The following is a 15,082-nucleotide window of genomic DNA, read 5'->3' as shown; positions in this document are numbered from 1 at the left end:
AGTAGCCGCCGGCCCGACGCGCGCAGGGCGCGCCCGCCCGGTCGTCAGGGTTCGCCGGCCGACAGCGCCAGGCGGCGCCGCCACAGCAGCCACCCCGGCGGGGCGCTGCCCAGCACGATCATCAACAGCACGCCGTAGGCCATCACGCCGCGGTCGGCGAAGATCAGGTCATCGCCCGGCCCGCCGAGGGTCATCAGCGCGATCGTCAGCAGCCAGGTCCACAGCGGCAGCGCGGCCAGCCGCAGCGAGGACGTGCAGCGCAGGGCGACCCACAGCAGACCCGCATTGACCAAGCCGCCCACCAGTGCGCTGAGCGGAAACGGAACCGCGCCGATGTGCGCGGGCAGCAGCAGGGCGGTGGAAACGGCGCAGAGCACGCCGTCGACGGCCAACAGGGCCAGCACCGGGTAGTTGACGGCCCGACCCGGCGGATCGGTGTTCATCGCGGGCTCGGTGAGCGTCGCGACCGGGCTCAAGTCGGGATGCTGTCCAGCTGGCTGACCATCGAACCGACCATCCACTGATAGCTGTCCAGCCACCACTGCCAGTGCTCCAAGTTCGGGTCCAGATCGGGATCCATGCCTTAACCACCTAGCCCTAACGTGTCGGGTACTTGCTCAGCAGGAGCTTACCGCCTGCCCGGCGCCAGCGAGCCCAAGTCCGGCCAGTAGATCGGTCTCCCACCCCCGGCCATCGCGCGGGCCGGCGCTGCCGGCGGCCAGCACGTAGTGCTCACTGTCCAAGATGGGCTGAGCCACGTTGTTGGACAACGCGAACGCCCGGCCGGTGGGGCCGACGGCCACCTGGGTGGCGTGCGCCGCCATGGCCGCCAGCTTGGCCGCGCGTGATCCGGGAGCCTCGATGACGGCGTCGATCCGGTCGTCGGGGAACTCCCCGACCGTGCTTTGCGTGTCGCCTTCGCCCGGCAACGACCAGTGCGGCAGCCGGTCGGGGTCCCGCAGAGCCCGCCGGGCGTCGCGCCAGGCGCTGGCGGCGGTCACCGTCCAGTAGAACTTCGGCGTGGCCCAGGTCCTGCCCGGACCGGCGTCATCGGCGGCCGCGGCCGCCACCGCCGCGGTGGTGACACGGTGGGCGTGCACATGGTCGGGATGGCCGTAACCGCCGTACGGGTCGTAGCCGACCACGACGTGCGGCCGCACCCGCTGGATGACGGCCACCAGCGCCGGCACGGTCTCGGCGTCGGCGGCGTCGATGAATCGCTGCTGTCGCCGGGGCGGAGTGCCGGCCATCCCCGAGTCGCGCCAGCGCCCGGCGCCGCCGAGAAACTGCGGGTCACCGATCCCGAGTTCCCGCAGCGCGGTGGCGAGCTCGCTGATCCGGTAGCCGCCCAGCTGGTCGGCGTGGTCCACCGCCAGGTGTGCCCAGCGGTCGCCGATGACCTCACCTTCTTCGCCCAGCGTGCAGGTCACCACATGTACGTCGGCGCCGCGCGCGGCGTAGTGGGCGATGGTCGCGCCGGTGGTGAGCGTCTCGTCGTCGGGGTGGGCATGCACGAACAACAACCGTGGGGTCTGATCCGACACGGCCCGAACTCTACCGATCGGTCGAAGGACGCCCGGCTGTCAGAAGAGGCTCAGCAGGAAGCTCGCCAGGTAGCTCGGAATGTCGAGGTCGGTCAGCAGCAACGCGAGGTTGTCGTGCAGCACCGCCGAGACCACGTCCGGGCTGAAGGAGGCCAGCAGGGCATCCCAGTCGGCTCCGAACGCGGCGCTGCTGGCGTCGAAATCGCCGAACAAGCTGTTGTGCAGGGTGTCCCCGCCGAGATCGATGCCGAGCAGACTGTTCAGCGCGTGCTCGTTCTGGGCGACGATCGAGTTGTTGGCCAAGAAGATGAAGTGGGCGATCTCGCTGGCCGCGCTGCCGTCGTCCAACTGCCCGACCACACCCAACTGTGCCTCCACCAGGGCGTTGTTGAACGCCAATTCGGCGCTCGCAATGCCGGTGAGCAGCGACTGGTAGGCGGCCGGGAGGCCGTTGAGCGCCAGGGCGATGCCGGCGAAGGCGCTGGCAGCCGCGCTGCTGGCGGCCGTCTCGGTTCCGGTGAACGCGCTGACCGACGGAACTCCGAGAACACCGAGGTCGGGGGCGAACGGCAGGGTGCCCATCACACTCTGCGCGTCGAATCCCCCGCTCTCGCCGAGCACGGCGTCCAGCGCGCTTTGGTCCAGGTCGCCGGCGTTGAACGGCGAGCCGTCCCCGAGTTCACCGTCGCCGTTGCCGGTGAGCAGATCGCCGAGGTTGATCTGCTGTATCTCGTCGGTGCCGCCGCTGCCGGCCATGTCCGGGCGGACGTGGTTCTCGATGGTTTCGATGATCGAGTTCGTGTCGACGTTCGCCGCGGCCATGTCGATGTCATGAATCTGCACGTCGGGAAGGGCGGGTGTCGTCGACGTCAGTGCCGTGACAAGCCCGCCTACGGCCAGGGCTGCAGTCGCTACTGTGGCGCACCGGTGAGCGAGGTGTTCCATATGACCATCCCCTCCACGTGTCGGCGTGCAAGCTGCTTAATAATAACCAAGGATTATCTGTGCGCAAGCCCTCAGTTCGCCCGACTTCGGCGGCCGACGCAGCCCCTTGCCACCCCGTTGGCCGACTCCCGTGCAGCGACCCTAACTCCGGACGGCCGATTCGCACCCCGTGCGGAGCCCACTCTCAGCAAACCGGAAGTATTTGCTTCGCCTGTTCTTCGGGTTTGCACCGCCGCGGTCGATGCCGCCGACGCGTCAGGGCCGCTTCACCCAGGTTCCGGCGTCACCGACGATCCCGACCGGCACCGCTCCCGTCAGGCTGACGTTCGCCACGCTCGGACCCACGGCCACGATCGTGGTGTCCTGCAAGATCGGCAGCACCGTCGCCATGCTCCACAGCCGGGGTTCGACCGCCGAGATCACCTCACCGATGGTCTTGCCGCCGTCGAGCGCCGCGTCGATCTCGGTCTGGATGCCGTGGTCGCAGACGCCGGTGACGTTCGACGGAGCCTGCACCAACGCGCCCGATCCGGCCGGGCGCGGCGGCGCCTGCGACGTCGGCGTCGGCGATCCCGTGACCGGCGGTGACGATGGCGCCGGAACCGGGGCGGGGGCGGGGCCGCTGGACGTCGGCACGGTGGTGGACTCCAGCGCGATGCAGCCGTATCGCGATGCCAGCAGCGTCGCCAGATCGCCCCCGGCCTGCTGCCAGCCGACGATGGCATCGACCTGATGGGTCACCAGCGCCTCCCGGTAGAGCTTCACCGGGTCCAGCGGCAACACGGTCGCGGCGATGCCGACGTTGCGCAGTTGGTCCGCGGCGGTGTTGGCGACCGCCACCGAGGTCGGATCGTTGGCCGCCACCCCGATGACCAGCGACAGTTGTTCGCCGTCCTTGCTGATCCGCCCGCGGGTGATCTCGGGCGGATGCGGCGGGGCGGGCTCGGCGCCCGCCGGGGGGACCAGCGCGGACGGCGGCGCATCCTTTTCGACGCGGTAACCGGCCGCCTGCAGCAGCGCGAGCGCCGCCGAATCGGACATGGCCGGCGGCGCGGTCGGCACGTAGCCGGGGTCGCTGGGGGCGCGGATCTGGGCCTGCGCCAGGGTGACGGTGTTGTCGCTGCCGGCACCCACGGTGGCCAGCAACCCGACGTCGAGCAGTCCCAGGACCGCCCGGCGGACCCGCACGTCGGCCAGCTTGGGTTGTCCGGCCCGCAACGCCAACTGCATCACCCGCGGTGTGACCACCCGCGAGGTCTGCACACCCGGGATCACCGACAGTTGGGCGAAGGCCGCCGAACCGCCGTGCACCTGGGCCACCTGGGTGTCGCCGTTTCGGATGGAGTCGGCCAGCGCAGCCGGCGACCCGGCCCGGCGGAACAGCACCAGGTCCGGTTTGGCCGGCGGGCCCCAGTAGCGGTCGTTGCGGGCGAGCAGGATCGCGTCGCGCTGCGGATCGATGTTCTCCACCCGGAACTGGCCGCCGGTGACCGGCAGCGCGCGGGCCAGTCCGGCCGGGAAGCCGCCGGGCACGTCCTTGACGATGTGCGCGGGCAGGATGTTGCTGAACAGCTCCCGCCACGCCGGGTACGGCTTGGCGAAGGTGACCACCACCTGTTTGCCGCCCTCGACCGAGTGCACGCCGGTGATCAGGTCATAACCGGCCGGGTCGACGACGCCCGGCTGGCTGACCATCTGCTGCCACAGGTACCAGAAGTCGTCGGCGGCGATGGGTGCGTTGTCGGTCCAGGACGCCTCCGGTCGGATCCGGTAGGTCACCGTGAACGGCGCCTCGGCGGTCACCGCGGCCGACACCAACAGGGTGGGGTCCATCTCCCAGCGTGAACCGGTCGGCGTGCCGGCGTCGGGGATCGGCCGGAAGGCGCTGGGCAACACCAGGGCGCTGATGGCCGCGGTGACCGCTGACAGGTCGGAGCGAAGATGCGGGTTGAAGCCGGCGCCGATCGAGTCGATGCCCATGATGATCTGGCTGACCCGTTTCGGCGGAGGCGCGGTGCTCTTCGGCGTCTCGGTACTCTGCGGCGCCGGCGGCGGGTTGACGGTGCACGCCGCCGTGAGCTGCGTCAACACCAGCAGCATCACCGAAGCCAGTGCTCCCGCCATCACACGGGGACAGCGGACGGGCTTCGGCACGGCCACCAGGGTATCCGGGCGGCCCAAATCTATAGGTTCTTGGCCCGGGCGCGGCTGCGCGCCCGCAACGTCGAGTCCAGCTCGACCTTGCGCACCCGCACCACCTCGGGGGTGACCTCGACGCACTCGTCGACGGCGCAGAACTCCATCGCCTGCTCCAGGTCCAGCTCGATCGGGCGAGCCAACGTCTCCATCACATCGGCCGTCGAGGACCGCATGTTGGTCAGTTTCTTCTCTTTGGTGACGTTGATGTCCAGGTCCTCGGCGCGGGGATTGATCCCCACCACCATGCCCTGGTAGGTGTCCTGGCCCGGCTCGACGAAGAACTGGCCGCGGTCGGACAACTGGATCAGCGCGAACGGCGTGATGGACCCGGGCCGGTCGGAGACCAGCGAGCCGGTGTGCCGGGCGCGGATCTCGCCGGCCCACGGCTGGTAGCCGTCGAAGACCGCGTTGGCGATACCGGTGCCGCGGGTCTCGGTCAGGAAGTCGGTGCGCCAGCCGATCAGCCCGCGGCTGGGGATGATGAACTCCATCCGCACCCAACCGGTGGTGTGGTTGGCCATCTCGGTCATCCGGCCCTTGCGTGCCGCCGCCAGTTGGGTGATAGCGCCCACGTACTCCTCGGGGCAGTCGACGGTCAGGTGCTCGAACGGTTCGTGCACCTTGCCGTCGATCTTCTTGGTCACCACCTGCGGCTTGCCGACGGTCAGCTCGAAGCCCTCCCGGCGCATCTGCTCGACCAGGATCGCCAGCGCCAGTTCGCCGCGGCCCTGGACCTCCCAGGCGTCGGGGCGCCCGATGTCCACCACGCGCACCGAGACATTGCCGATCAGCTCAGTGTCCAGCCGGGTCTTCACCATGCGGGCGGTCAGCTTGTGCCCGGAGACCTTGCCCGCCAGCGGGGAGGTGTTGGTGCCGATCGTCACCGAGATCGCCGGCTCGTCGACGGTGATGCGCGGCAACGCGACAGGGTCGGCGGGGTCCGCCAGGGTGTCGCCGATCATGATCTCGCCGATCCCGGCGACGGCGACGATGTCGCCGGCGCAGGCCTCCTCGGTCGGGGTGCGCTCCACCCCCTCGGTGACCAGCAACTCGGTGATCTTGGCCGTGGTGGTCACCGGCTCGCCGTCGACCTCGCGCAGCCAGGCGACCTGCTGCCCCTTGCGGATCCGGCCGTTGGCGACGCGGATCAGCGCGAGCCGTCCCAAAAACGCCGAGGCGTCGAGGTTGGTGACCAGTGCCTGCAACGGCGCGTCCGGGTCGCCCGACGGCGGCGGCACGTGCTCGAACAGCACGTCGAACAGTGGGTCGAGGTTCTCCCCATCGGGGACGGAGCCGTCGGCGGGTGCGGTGGTGCTGGCCACCCCGGCACGCCCCGAGGCGTACAGCGTCGGCAGTCCCAGCGCGTGCTCGGCGGCGGCCTGCGCCTCGTCGTCGAGGTCACTGGCCACATCGAGCAGCAGGTCGTGGCTGGCCTCGACCACCTCGGCGATTCGGGCGTCGGGACGGTCGGTCTTGTTGACCACCAGGATCACCGGCAGGTGCGCGGCCAGCGCCTTGCGCAGCACGAACCTGGTCTGGGGCAGCGGCCCCTCGGAGGCGTCGACCAGCAGGACCACCCCGTCGACCATGGACAGCCCGCGCTCCACCTCGCCACCGAAGTCGGCGTGGCCCGGCGTGTCGATCACATTGATGACGGTGACGGTCCCGTCGGCGTGGTGACGGTGCACGGCCGTGTTCTTGGCCAGGATCGTGATGCCCTTTTCGCGCTCCAGGTCACCGGAGTCCATCACCCGCTCTTGCGCCTCGCCACGTTCGGCCAGCGCGCCGGACTGGCGCAGCATCGCGTCGACCAGCGTGGTCTTGCCGTGGTCTACGTGCGCGACGATGGCGACGTTACGAAAGTTCACCGGGCGATTCTGCCAGCGCAACCTGCCAATCGCGAAAACGTGAAAGCTATCTCACAGTGGCTGTCACAGGCCCAGCGGGGACTCGGCGCTGAACCGCTCCAGCTCTTCGAGGTGCAGTTCGGTCAGCGCTTGGAGGCACTGCGCCGCCGTCTCGGTGAGCTGCAGCCGGATCACCCGCTGGTCCTCGTTGTCGCGGACCCGGATGACCAATCCGGCCGCCTCGGCACGCTGGATCAGCTCCCCGGCGCTGTGGTGGCGCAACAGCAGGTACTCCGCGATGTCACCGACCGTCGGCCCCCGCGAGTCGGCGTGCCCGCGGATCGCCAGCAGCAATTGGTGCTGCGCCGGGGTGAGCCCGGCGGCTTGGGCCTGGTCGGCGCTCCACCGCTCGAAGCGCCGCAGTCGGGTCCGGAACGTGAGCAGCCGGGTGTAGACGTCGTCAGGCAGGGCCACGCCGGTAACTTTATGCTGATCGGCTGGCTCGCGCGGAAATCAGCGCAGCCGTGCGGTGACCCGTACCTCGAGCGCGGCCCCCGGGGCCGCCAATTCGGAAATCCCGACCGCGGTCCACGCCGGGTACGGCTCGCGCAGGAAGGCGTCCTTGACCGCGCAGAACTCGTCGAAGTGCGCGGCGAGGCCGACGTGGTAGGTGGTCATCTCCGTCACGTCGGCGAAGGTGAGCCCCACCTCGGCCAGCAGGCCGCGCAGATTCTCAAAAGCCAGGGTGAACTGCTCGGTCAGATTTTCGGGCACGGTCAGGTCGGGACGAAAGCCGATCATGCCCGAGCAGCGCAGGTACTCGCCGTCGATGACCGCAGGCGCGAAGTGATAGGCGTCGTACATCGGTTGCATCCACGCCGGAATCACGGTGCGGACCATGGGATCTCCTCGCGCCGTTCAGCCGTGCCCCTAGGGGGCCGGAACCGGGTTCTGCACCAGCTGGTCCGGGCAGTAGGAGTGTGCCGCGATCCCGACGAACATGCTCCCGTGCTCGGTCGTCAGTCCGGGATTGCGCTCCTTGAGGCCGTCGAGCACCTCGGGGCTCGGTTTGCCCTCCGCGATGAACCTGCACACCATTTTCGCGGTGACGATGGCCTGATCCGGGCGGTTGTAGGTGATGCCGGCCGCCTGCAGGGCCGCCAAGAAGTCGGTGTCGACATCGGCCGGATCGGCCTGCGCGGGCCCGGCCGCCACCAGCATCAGCAGCGCCCCCAGCGGCGCGGCGAGGGCCTTCACCAGCCCCGCCTCGGCGCCCGGGAGCCCATCGGCTGATTCTTCTTCGCGTAATCGCGGCTGCGGTAGACGATGTAAGGCCGGAACAGATAGCCGATCGGCGCGCTGAACGCGTGCACCAGACGGGTGAACGGCCACAGCGCGAACAGGATAAACGCGATCAGCACGTGCACCTGGAAGTAGATCGGGGCCTGCAACATCAGGTCTCCTCGCGGGTCAAGGGTGAAGATCGACCGGAACCAGACCGACACCGTCTGCCGGTAGTCGTGCTCCTCACCGTAGGCGGTGGTGCCCAACAGCGTGCAACACATGCCCGCCACCAGCGCACACCCCAGCACCGCGTACATCAGCTTGTCGTTGACGCTGGTCGCCTTGAACACCGACCGTTCGGTGCGGCGGCGATAGATCAACAACCCGACGCCGACCAGCGTGGCTATACCGGCGGGAAGGCCGAGGATCAACGCCTGCAGGTGATAGACGCGGTCGCTCATTCCCAGCGCGCGGGTCCAGGACTCCGGGACGAACAGTCCCATGATGTGGCCCATGATCACCACGAAGCTGCCGAAGTGAAACATCGGGCTGCCGATGCGCAGCAGCTTGGACTCATACAGCTGCGACGAGCGGGTGGTCCAGCCGAACTTGTCGTATTTGTAGCGCCACCAGGTGGCCACGCCCGCGATGGCCAGCACGAAGTAGGGCACGATGTCCCACCACAGCTCCGCGGTGCTGACGATCGCTATATGCGTCATCGGGTCGGCACCTTCGGCATCCCCAGCACAACGGTCGCCGAGTACGGCTGCAGCCCAACGGCTTCGGCCGGCGGGCCGGACGTCATCAGCTCGCTCACGTTCCGTACCTCCTGATCGGTTGCCGCCGGCAGCGTGTGGCACACCGCGGCGATGGTGTGGGCATACGGTGACCCGGCGTCGGTCAGCGACTTGTGCAGCACGTCGATCGGCACCCGGTGCGCCAGCAGCAGTCGGCGTCCGGCCTGCGGATCGACCTGCGCGGCGAACTCCAGCACCACCGGCAGGTGATCGGGTGCCTCCCCGGGCGGCGGCTCGGCGCCGGCGTCGCGGTAGGCGGTGGCGAACGCCAACATCTGCATCCCCCGGTTGCGGGTGTCCCCACCGGTCCAGTAGGTCAGAAACAACGTCGAACGACGTCGCATGTCGAAGGTTTCGACGTAATCGACGGCCGCGGCCATCGGGTCCGATGCGCGCAGCGCGGTCACGGTGCGCGCCAACAGGCCAGCCGGTGCCTCATCGGCGTGGACGAGCAGCGCGTCGACGGTATCGAGTCGCTGGTGCAGCTGCTCGTCGGGATAGGCCAGCAGCAACGACGCGGCCTGCCACACCGCCCGGTCGGACGGCCCGCCGGGCTGCCGCCGCAGCGACCGGATGAACCGCTTCACCGGTGCTCCGGGAACATCTCGGGCACCGCCTGATCGCCGCCGCCCCAGTTGAGCAGGTTGGTCCGGCCCCGCGGCCGTTGGGCGTGCCCACCGTTCTCGACCAGGTGAAACGACGACCCCGACTCGCCGTCGGCGCTCACGAACGGGTCGTCCTCGTACCCGTTGGGGCCGCCGGTGATGGAGCATCCCATGTGTTCGAGTTCGTGGGCCTGCTGGCTGTAGGCGGTCGGAATCACGTACCGCTCTTCGTATTTAGCGATCGCAAGCAGTCGGTACATGTTGTACATCTGCTCTTCGGTCATGCCGACCGAGGCGGGGATGTGCGGCTGGGTGTCACGGCCCAGGCTGATGTCGCGCATGTAGGAGCGCATCGCCGCCAGCCGTCGCAGCACGTCTTCGATGACAGCGGTGTCGCCGGCGGTGAACAGTTCGGCGAGGTAGGCCATCGGGATGCGCAGCGCCTCCAGCGCCCCGAACAGGTTGCCCAGGTCTTCGCCGTCGTGCCCGTCGCGGCTGACGGCGTCGACGACCGGCGACAGCGGCGGGACGTACCAGACCATCGGCATGGTCCGGTATTCCGGGTGCAGCGGTAGCGCCACCTTGTAGGTGTTGATCAGCGCGTAGATCGGCGACCGCTGCGCGGCCTCGATCCAGGTGTCGGAGATCCCCTCGGCGCGTGCGCCGGCGATCACCTCGGGGTCGGTCGGGTCCAGGAATACGCCGCACTGGGCTTCATAGAGGTCGGTGTCTTTCTCCACCGACGCCGCTTCGAGCACCTTGTCGGCGTCGTAGAGCACCAGCCCGATGTAGCGCAGCCTGCCCACACAGGTCTCCGAGCAGACGGTCGGCAGCCCGACCTCGATGCGGGGATAGCAGAAGTGACACTTCTCGGCCTTGCCGGTCTTGTGGTTGAAGTACACCTTCTTGTACGGGCAGCCCGACACGCACAGCCGCCAGCCGCGGCAGCGGTCCTGATCGACCAGCACGATGCCGTCTTCCTCGCGCTTGTAGATCGCGCCGGTCGGGCACGACGCCACACACGACGGATTCAGGCAGTGCTCGCAGATCCGCGGCAGGTAGAACATGAAGGTTTCTTCGAACTCGCTTTTGACCTGGTCGCTGACCTTGGCCAGGATCGGGTCGTTGACCAGGTTCTCCGGCGAGCCGGCGAGGTTGTCGTCCCAGTTGGGCCCCCACTCGATGTTCATCGGGTCGCCGGTGATCGAACTCCGCGGCGCGGCCACCGGGATGGTGTCCCCCAGTGGGGCCGACGTGAGGTTCTCGTAGTCGTAGGTCCACGGCTCGTAGTAGTCCTTCAAGCCGGGCAGGTTGGGGTTGGCGAAGATGTTCAGCAGCTTGTGGACGCGGCCGCCCGCCAGCAGCCGCAGCCGGCCCTTTTTGTCCAGCGTCCAGCCGCCCTTCCAGCGGCTCTGGTCTTCGTAGGTGCGCGGATACCCACCACCGGGGCGGGTTTCGACGTTGTTGAACCACACGTACTCGGTGCCCTCGCGGTTGGTCCAGGCCTGTTTGCAGGTCACCGAGCAGGTGTGGCAGCCGATACATTTGTCCAGGTTCATCACCATGGCCATCTGCGCCATTACTTTCATGCTCAGTACCTCACGTCCTGGTTGCGACGACGCCGCACCACCGTCACCTCGTCGCGCTGGTTGCCGGTCGGGCCCAGGTAGTTGAACGCGAACGCGTGCTGGCCGTAGCCGCCGGCGAGGTGACTGGGCTTGACCCGGATCCGGGTCAGCGAGTTGTGGGTGCCGCCGCGCTTGTTGTTGGTCTCTGAGCGCGGGGTGTCCACGGTGCGCTCTTGGACGTGGTAGACGAACACCACCCCGTCCGGCATCCGCTGGCTCACGATCGCCCGGCCGACGAAGATGCCGTTGACGTTGACCGCCTCGATCCAATCGTTGTCCTTCACACCGATTTTCGCGGCGTCGCCCGGGCTCATCCACATGGTCGGCCCGCCGCGCGACAGCGACAGCATGTACAGGTTGTCCTGGTAGGTGGAGTGGAACGACCACTTCGAGTGGGGGGTCAGATACCGCACGGTGATCCCGATGCCGTCGCCGACCTCACCGAGTTCGGGGGCGTCGAACAGCCGAGCCATGTCCAGCGGTGGGCGATACACCGGCATGTGCTCGCCGAGCTCCTCGATCCAGTCGTGCGCGGTGTAGAAGTGCATCCGTCCGGTCAGGGTGTGGAACGGCTTGAGGCACTCGATGTTGATCGTGAAGGGCGCGTAACGCCGGCCACCGGTCTCGCTGCCGGACCACTCCGGGCTGGTGACCACCGGCACCGGACGGGCCTGGGTGTCGGCGTAGGTGATCCGCTTCTCCTCGCTGCCCTCGGACAGGTGCGCCAGCCGCTGACCGGTGCGCTTCTCCAGCTCACGGAAGCCCTCCGTGGCGATCCGGCCGTTGGTAGTGCCCGACAACGCCAGCACCGTGTCGGCCATCCGGGTGGCCGTGGTCAGTGCCGGGCGGCCCTGTCCGGCACCGGACTTCATCACCCCGAACCGGCCGGCCAGGTCCTCGACCTCCTCATGCGGGAACACGGTGTAGCCCTTGGTGGTCAGCCCCAGGGTCTCGACCAGCGGGCCCAACGTCTGCCACTTGTCGTGGATCGCGGCGTAATCCCGTTCCACCACGGTGACTTTGGGCATCGTCTTGCCCGGAACGGGTGTTTCACCGGTGCGCAGCCAATCGCGTTCGCTCCCTTCGGGATAGGCCATCGCGTCGGCGGTGTCGTGCAGCATCGCGGTCAGCACCACGTCGTTGCGGACACCCAGGTGCTTTTTGGCCAGCCCGCTGAAGGTCCGGGCGATCGCGCCGAAAGCGTCGTAGTCGCTGCGGGTCTCCCACGGCGGGTCGATCGCCGCGGCGAACGAGTGCACATAGGGGTGCATGTCGGTGGACGACAGGTCGGCCTTCTCATACCAGGTCGCGGCAGGCAGCACGACATCGGACATCAGCGTGGTCGAGGTCATCCGAAAATCGATCGACATCAGCAGGTCGAGCTTGCCTTCGGGAATGTCGTTGTCCCAGCGGACGTCCTGCGGTTTCACACCGTCGGCCGGCGGCTCGCCGAGCACGCTGGCGTCGGTGCCCAACAGGTGCTTGAGGAAGTACTCCCCGCCCTTGCCGGATGCACCGATCAGGTTGGCCCGCCACACCGTCAGCACCCGCGGCCAGTTCACCGGGTTGTCGGGGTCGGTCACCGACAGCTTGAGCTCACCGGCGGCGAGCTGCTCGGCGACGTACTCTCCGGCGTCGCGGCCGGCGGCCTCGGCCTCGTCGGCGACCTGCAGGCTGGACTTGTCGAACTGCGGGTAGAACGGGCTCCAGCCCATCGCGGTCGCCGAGGCCAGGATGTCCATGGTGTGCTTGCCGGCGAAGCGGCCGCGGCCCACCGGGGTGGTCAGCTTGTCCGCCCCGTAGCCGTCGTAGCGCCACTGGTCGGTGTGGGCATACCAGTAGGAGGTGCCGGGTACCTGGCGCGGCGGCCGCGACCAGTCATTGCCCGCGGCCATGGTCTGCCAGCCGGTGAGCGGCCGCACCTTCTCCTGACCGACATAGTGTGCCCAGCCGCCGCCGTTGCGGCCCATCGACCCGGTGAGCATCAGCAGCGCCAGCACCGCCCGATAGGTGGCGTCGCCGTGGAACCACTGGCAGATCCCGCTGCCCATGATGATCATCGACCGCCCGCCGGATTCCTCTGCGTTGCGGGCGAATTCGCGTGCAATCCGGATCGCCTGGGAGGCCGAGACCCCGGTGATCGGCTCCTGCCAGGCCGGGGTGTTGACCTGCGTGCCGTCGTCGTATCCGGTGGGCCATTCGCCGGGCAGCCCGGGCCGGCCCACCGAGTAGTTGGCCAGCATCAGGTCGAAGACTGTGCAGACCAGGTGCTCGCCGACCTGACGGACCGGCACCCCCCGCTCGACGACGGTGCCGTGGCCGTCCACGGCGTCGAAGCCGGGCAGCGACACCAACGCGGTCCGCCGGTGGCCGTTGCGCTCCGTGGTATCCAGCACGGTCAAGGCCGGGCGCACCTCACCGAGGTCCAGGTTCCACTTGCCGATCCCCTCGTCGCCCCAGCGGTAGCCCAACGAGCCGTTCGGCACCACAACGCTGTCGGTGCTTTCATCCAGCAGGGCCGGCTTGAACGCGGCATTCTCCGATGCCGCCGCCGCCCCACCCAGATCGGCGGCGGTCAGGTTCTTGCCCGGCACCAGCCGGCCGTCGCGCTCCTCCAGCTTGATCAGGAACGGCAGATCGGTATAGCGACGCACGTAGTCGGTGAAGAACGGCACCTCTTGCTTGACGTAGCACTCGGAGAGGATGACGTGGCCCATCGACATGGCCAGCGCGCCATCGGTGCCGGCAGCGCACGGCATCCACTCGTCGGCGAACTTGGTGTTGTCGGCGTAGTCGGGGCTGACGCTGACCACCTTGGTGCCGCGGTAGCGCACTTCGGCCATCCAGTGCGCGTCGGGGGTGCGGGTGATCGGGACGTTGGAGCCCCACATCATCAGGTAGGCCGCATCCCACCAGTCGCCGGATTCCGGCACGTCGGTCTGGTCGCCGAACACCTGCGGGGAGGCGACCGGCAGGTCGGCGTACCAGTCGTAGAACGACGTCATCACCCCGCCGAGCAGCTGGATGAACCGCGATCCGGCGGCGAACGACACCATGGACATCGCCGGAATCGGCGAGAACCCGGCGATCCGGTCCGGGCCGTAGCTCTTGATGGTGTGCACGTGGGCGGCCGCGATCATCTCGGTGGCTTCGGCCCAGCTGACCCGAACCAGGCCGCCCATGCCGCGGGCCTGCTGGTAGCGGCGGCGGCGTTCCGGGTCGGCCTGGATGTCGGCCCAGGCCAGCACCGGGTCACCCAGGCGGGCCTTGGCCTCCCGGAACATCTGCACCAGCGGTCCCCGGGCGTACGGGTAGCGGATGCGGGTCGGTGAGTAGGAGTACCAGGAGAAGGACGCGCCGCGTGGGCAGCCGCGGGGTTCGTATTCGGGCCGATCCGGCCCCACCGAGGGATAGTCCGTCGCCTGGTTCTCCCAGGTGATGATCCCGTCCTTGACGAAGATCTTCCACGAGCACGATCCGGTGCAGTTGACCCCGTGGGTGGAGCGGACCACCTTGTCGTGGCTCCAGCGGTCCCGGTAGAAGCTGTCGGCCTCGCGGCCGCCCCGGCGGGTGACCGTGCGCAGGTCGGCGGAGACCTCCCCCGGCGTGAAGAATCGACCGCTGCGTTCCAGCAGTTCTTCAAGCGGGCCGCCGATACGGGGAGTGGGCGGCTTTGCGAGTGTCATCCGGGTACTCCTTAGCGGGTCGCCGCACTCAAGCGGTTCAGGTGGCAGGGCGGGGCCGCATCAGCACACCGTCTCAGGCCGAAACCCCAGCGTAGTGGGGTATATCGCCTAACGACCGAATTCATCGGCAGAATTAACAGAGCTGTTTCACCTACAGTGCCCGAGCCAGGTCGGCGAGCCAAGCTCTATCGGCGGGTACCCAGTCAACGTCACGCAACTCCACAGCTGTCACCCAGCGAAGCGCCTGGTGGTCGTCGGGCCGGGGCTCGCCGCATTTGAGGCTGACCAGGTAGGCACGCAGCGTCATCTGCGGATTCAGCACCACGTCGGCTCCGAGGCGTTCGCCCACCATGATCGCCGCGGCGTCCAGCCCCAGCTCTTCGGCGAGCTCGCGGACCAGCGCAGCCGGTTCGCTCTCGCCGGGCATGACCTTGCCGCCGGGCAGCTCCCAGAGACCCGCCAACTCCGGCGGGCGACGTCGCTGCGCGATCAACACCGTAGACCCGACGATCACGGCTCCGGCGACGACGATCTGGGTGGGCATGGC

13 protein-coding genes are annotated in these 15,082 nt (G+C 68.5%); all 13 read right to left on the bottom strand.

Features of this window, described 5'->3' with window-relative positions; all coding sequences use genetic code 11:
* Window positions 1-44 precede the first annotated feature (44 nt).
* The 13 genes from BST10_RS14015 to BST10_RS13955 all read right to left on the bottom strand — a co-directional run bounded on the left by BST10_RS14015 (window position 45) and on the right by BST10_RS13955 (window position 15,079).
* Entirely contained in the window at window positions 45-443 is a 399-nt protein-coding gene (locus BST10_RS14015; RefSeq protein WP_109559520.1) for a hypothetical protein, read from the bottom strand.
* Window positions 444-617: 174 nt separating this feature from the next.
* On the bottom strand, window positions 618-1,544 hold the full coding sequence (mshB, locus tag BST10_RS14010; protein WP_083038406.1) for an N-acetyl-1-D-myo-inositol-2-amino-2-deoxy-alpha-D-glucopyranoside deacetylase: 927 nt from the start codon (window positions 1,542-1,544) through the stop codon (window positions 618-620).
* 39 nt (window positions 1,545-1,583) lie between these two features.
* Window positions 1,584-2,387 (bottom strand): hypothetical protein, encoded by an 804-nt coding sequence (locus BST10_RS14005; RefSeq protein WP_083038404.1) that lies wholly within the window; start codon window positions 2,385-2,387, stop codon window positions 1,584-1,586.
* A gap of 357 nt (window positions 2,388-2,744) precedes the next feature.
* Window positions 2,745-4,649, bottom strand: a complete 1,905-nt coding sequence (locus tag BST10_RS14000) for an ABC transporter family substrate-binding protein (RefSeq protein WP_193374417.1) — start codon at window positions 4,647-4,649, stop codon at window positions 2,745-2,747.
* 23 nt (window positions 4,650-4,672) lie between these two features.
* The gene (gene typA, locus BST10_RS13995) at window positions 4,673-6,556 is read right to left on the bottom strand and encodes a translational GTPase TypA (protein WP_083038402.1); all 1,884 of its coding nucleotides are present in this window, start codon (window positions 6,554-6,556) and stop codon (window positions 4,673-4,675) included.
* Window positions 6,557-6,619: 63 nt separating this feature from the next.
* Window positions 6,620-7,009, bottom strand: coding sequence for a MarR family winged helix-turn-helix transcriptional regulator (locus BST10_RS13990; protein WP_083038400.1), 390 nt, complete (start codon window positions 7,007-7,009; stop codon window positions 6,620-6,622).
* A gap of 39 nt (window positions 7,010-7,048) precedes the next feature.
* The gene (locus BST10_RS13985) at window positions 7,049-7,435 is read right to left on the bottom strand and encodes a RidA family protein (protein WP_083038399.1); all 387 of its coding nucleotides are present in this window, start codon (window positions 7,433-7,435) and stop codon (window positions 7,049-7,051) included.
* A 30-nt stretch (window positions 7,436-7,465) separates the two neighbouring features.
* Entirely contained in the window at window positions 7,466-7,792 is a 327-nt protein-coding gene (locus tag BST10_RS13980) for a DUF732 domain-containing protein (protein ID WP_013828095.1), read from the bottom strand.
* A complete protein-coding gene (gene narI / locus BST10_RS13975; protein WP_013828094.1) occupies window positions 7,789-8,538 on the bottom strand; it encodes a respiratory nitrate reductase subunit gamma in 750 nt (249 codons plus the stop codon). The genes BST10_RS13980 and narI overlap by 4 nt, the downstream gene beginning before the upstream one ends.
* The gene (gene narJ, locus BST10_RS13970) at window positions 8,535-9,203 is read right to left on the bottom strand and encodes a nitrate reductase molybdenum cofactor assembly chaperone (RefSeq protein WP_083038397.1); all 669 of its coding nucleotides are present in this window, start codon (window positions 9,201-9,203) and stop codon (window positions 8,535-8,537) included. The genes narI and narJ overlap by 4 nt, the downstream gene beginning before the upstream one ends.
* Window positions 9,200-10,810, bottom strand: a complete 1,611-nt coding sequence (gene narH, locus BST10_RS13965; protein WP_083038396.1) for a nitrate reductase subunit beta — start codon at window positions 10,808-10,810, stop codon at window positions 9,200-9,202. The genes narJ and narH overlap by 4 nt, the downstream gene beginning before the upstream one ends.
* Before the next feature lie 2 nt (window positions 10,811-10,812).
* Window positions 10,813-14,535: a nitrate reductase subunit alpha gene (locus BST10_RS13960; RefSeq protein ID WP_083038394.1), complete on the bottom strand. Its 3,723-nt coding sequence runs from the start codon at window positions 14,533-14,535 to the stop codon at window positions 10,813-10,815.
* Between the two features lie 151 nt (window positions 14,536-14,686).
* The gene (locus BST10_RS13955) at window positions 14,687-15,079 is read right to left on the bottom strand and encodes a (deoxy)nucleoside triphosphate pyrophosphohydrolase (protein ID WP_083038392.1); all 393 of its coding nucleotides are present in this window, start codon (window positions 15,077-15,079) and stop codon (window positions 14,687-14,689) included.
* Window positions 15,080-15,082 lie beyond the last annotated feature (3 nt).

Origin of the sequence: Mycolicibacter algericus DSM 45454, from assembly GCF_002086455.1 — a bacterium.
Classification (GTDB): Bacteria; Actinomycetota; Actinomycetes; order Mycobacteriales; family Mycobacteriaceae; genus Mycobacterium; species Mycobacterium algericum.
Note: the sequence above shows the minus strand (reverse complement) of the source record. Positions and strands in the feature narration are given on the sequence as shown.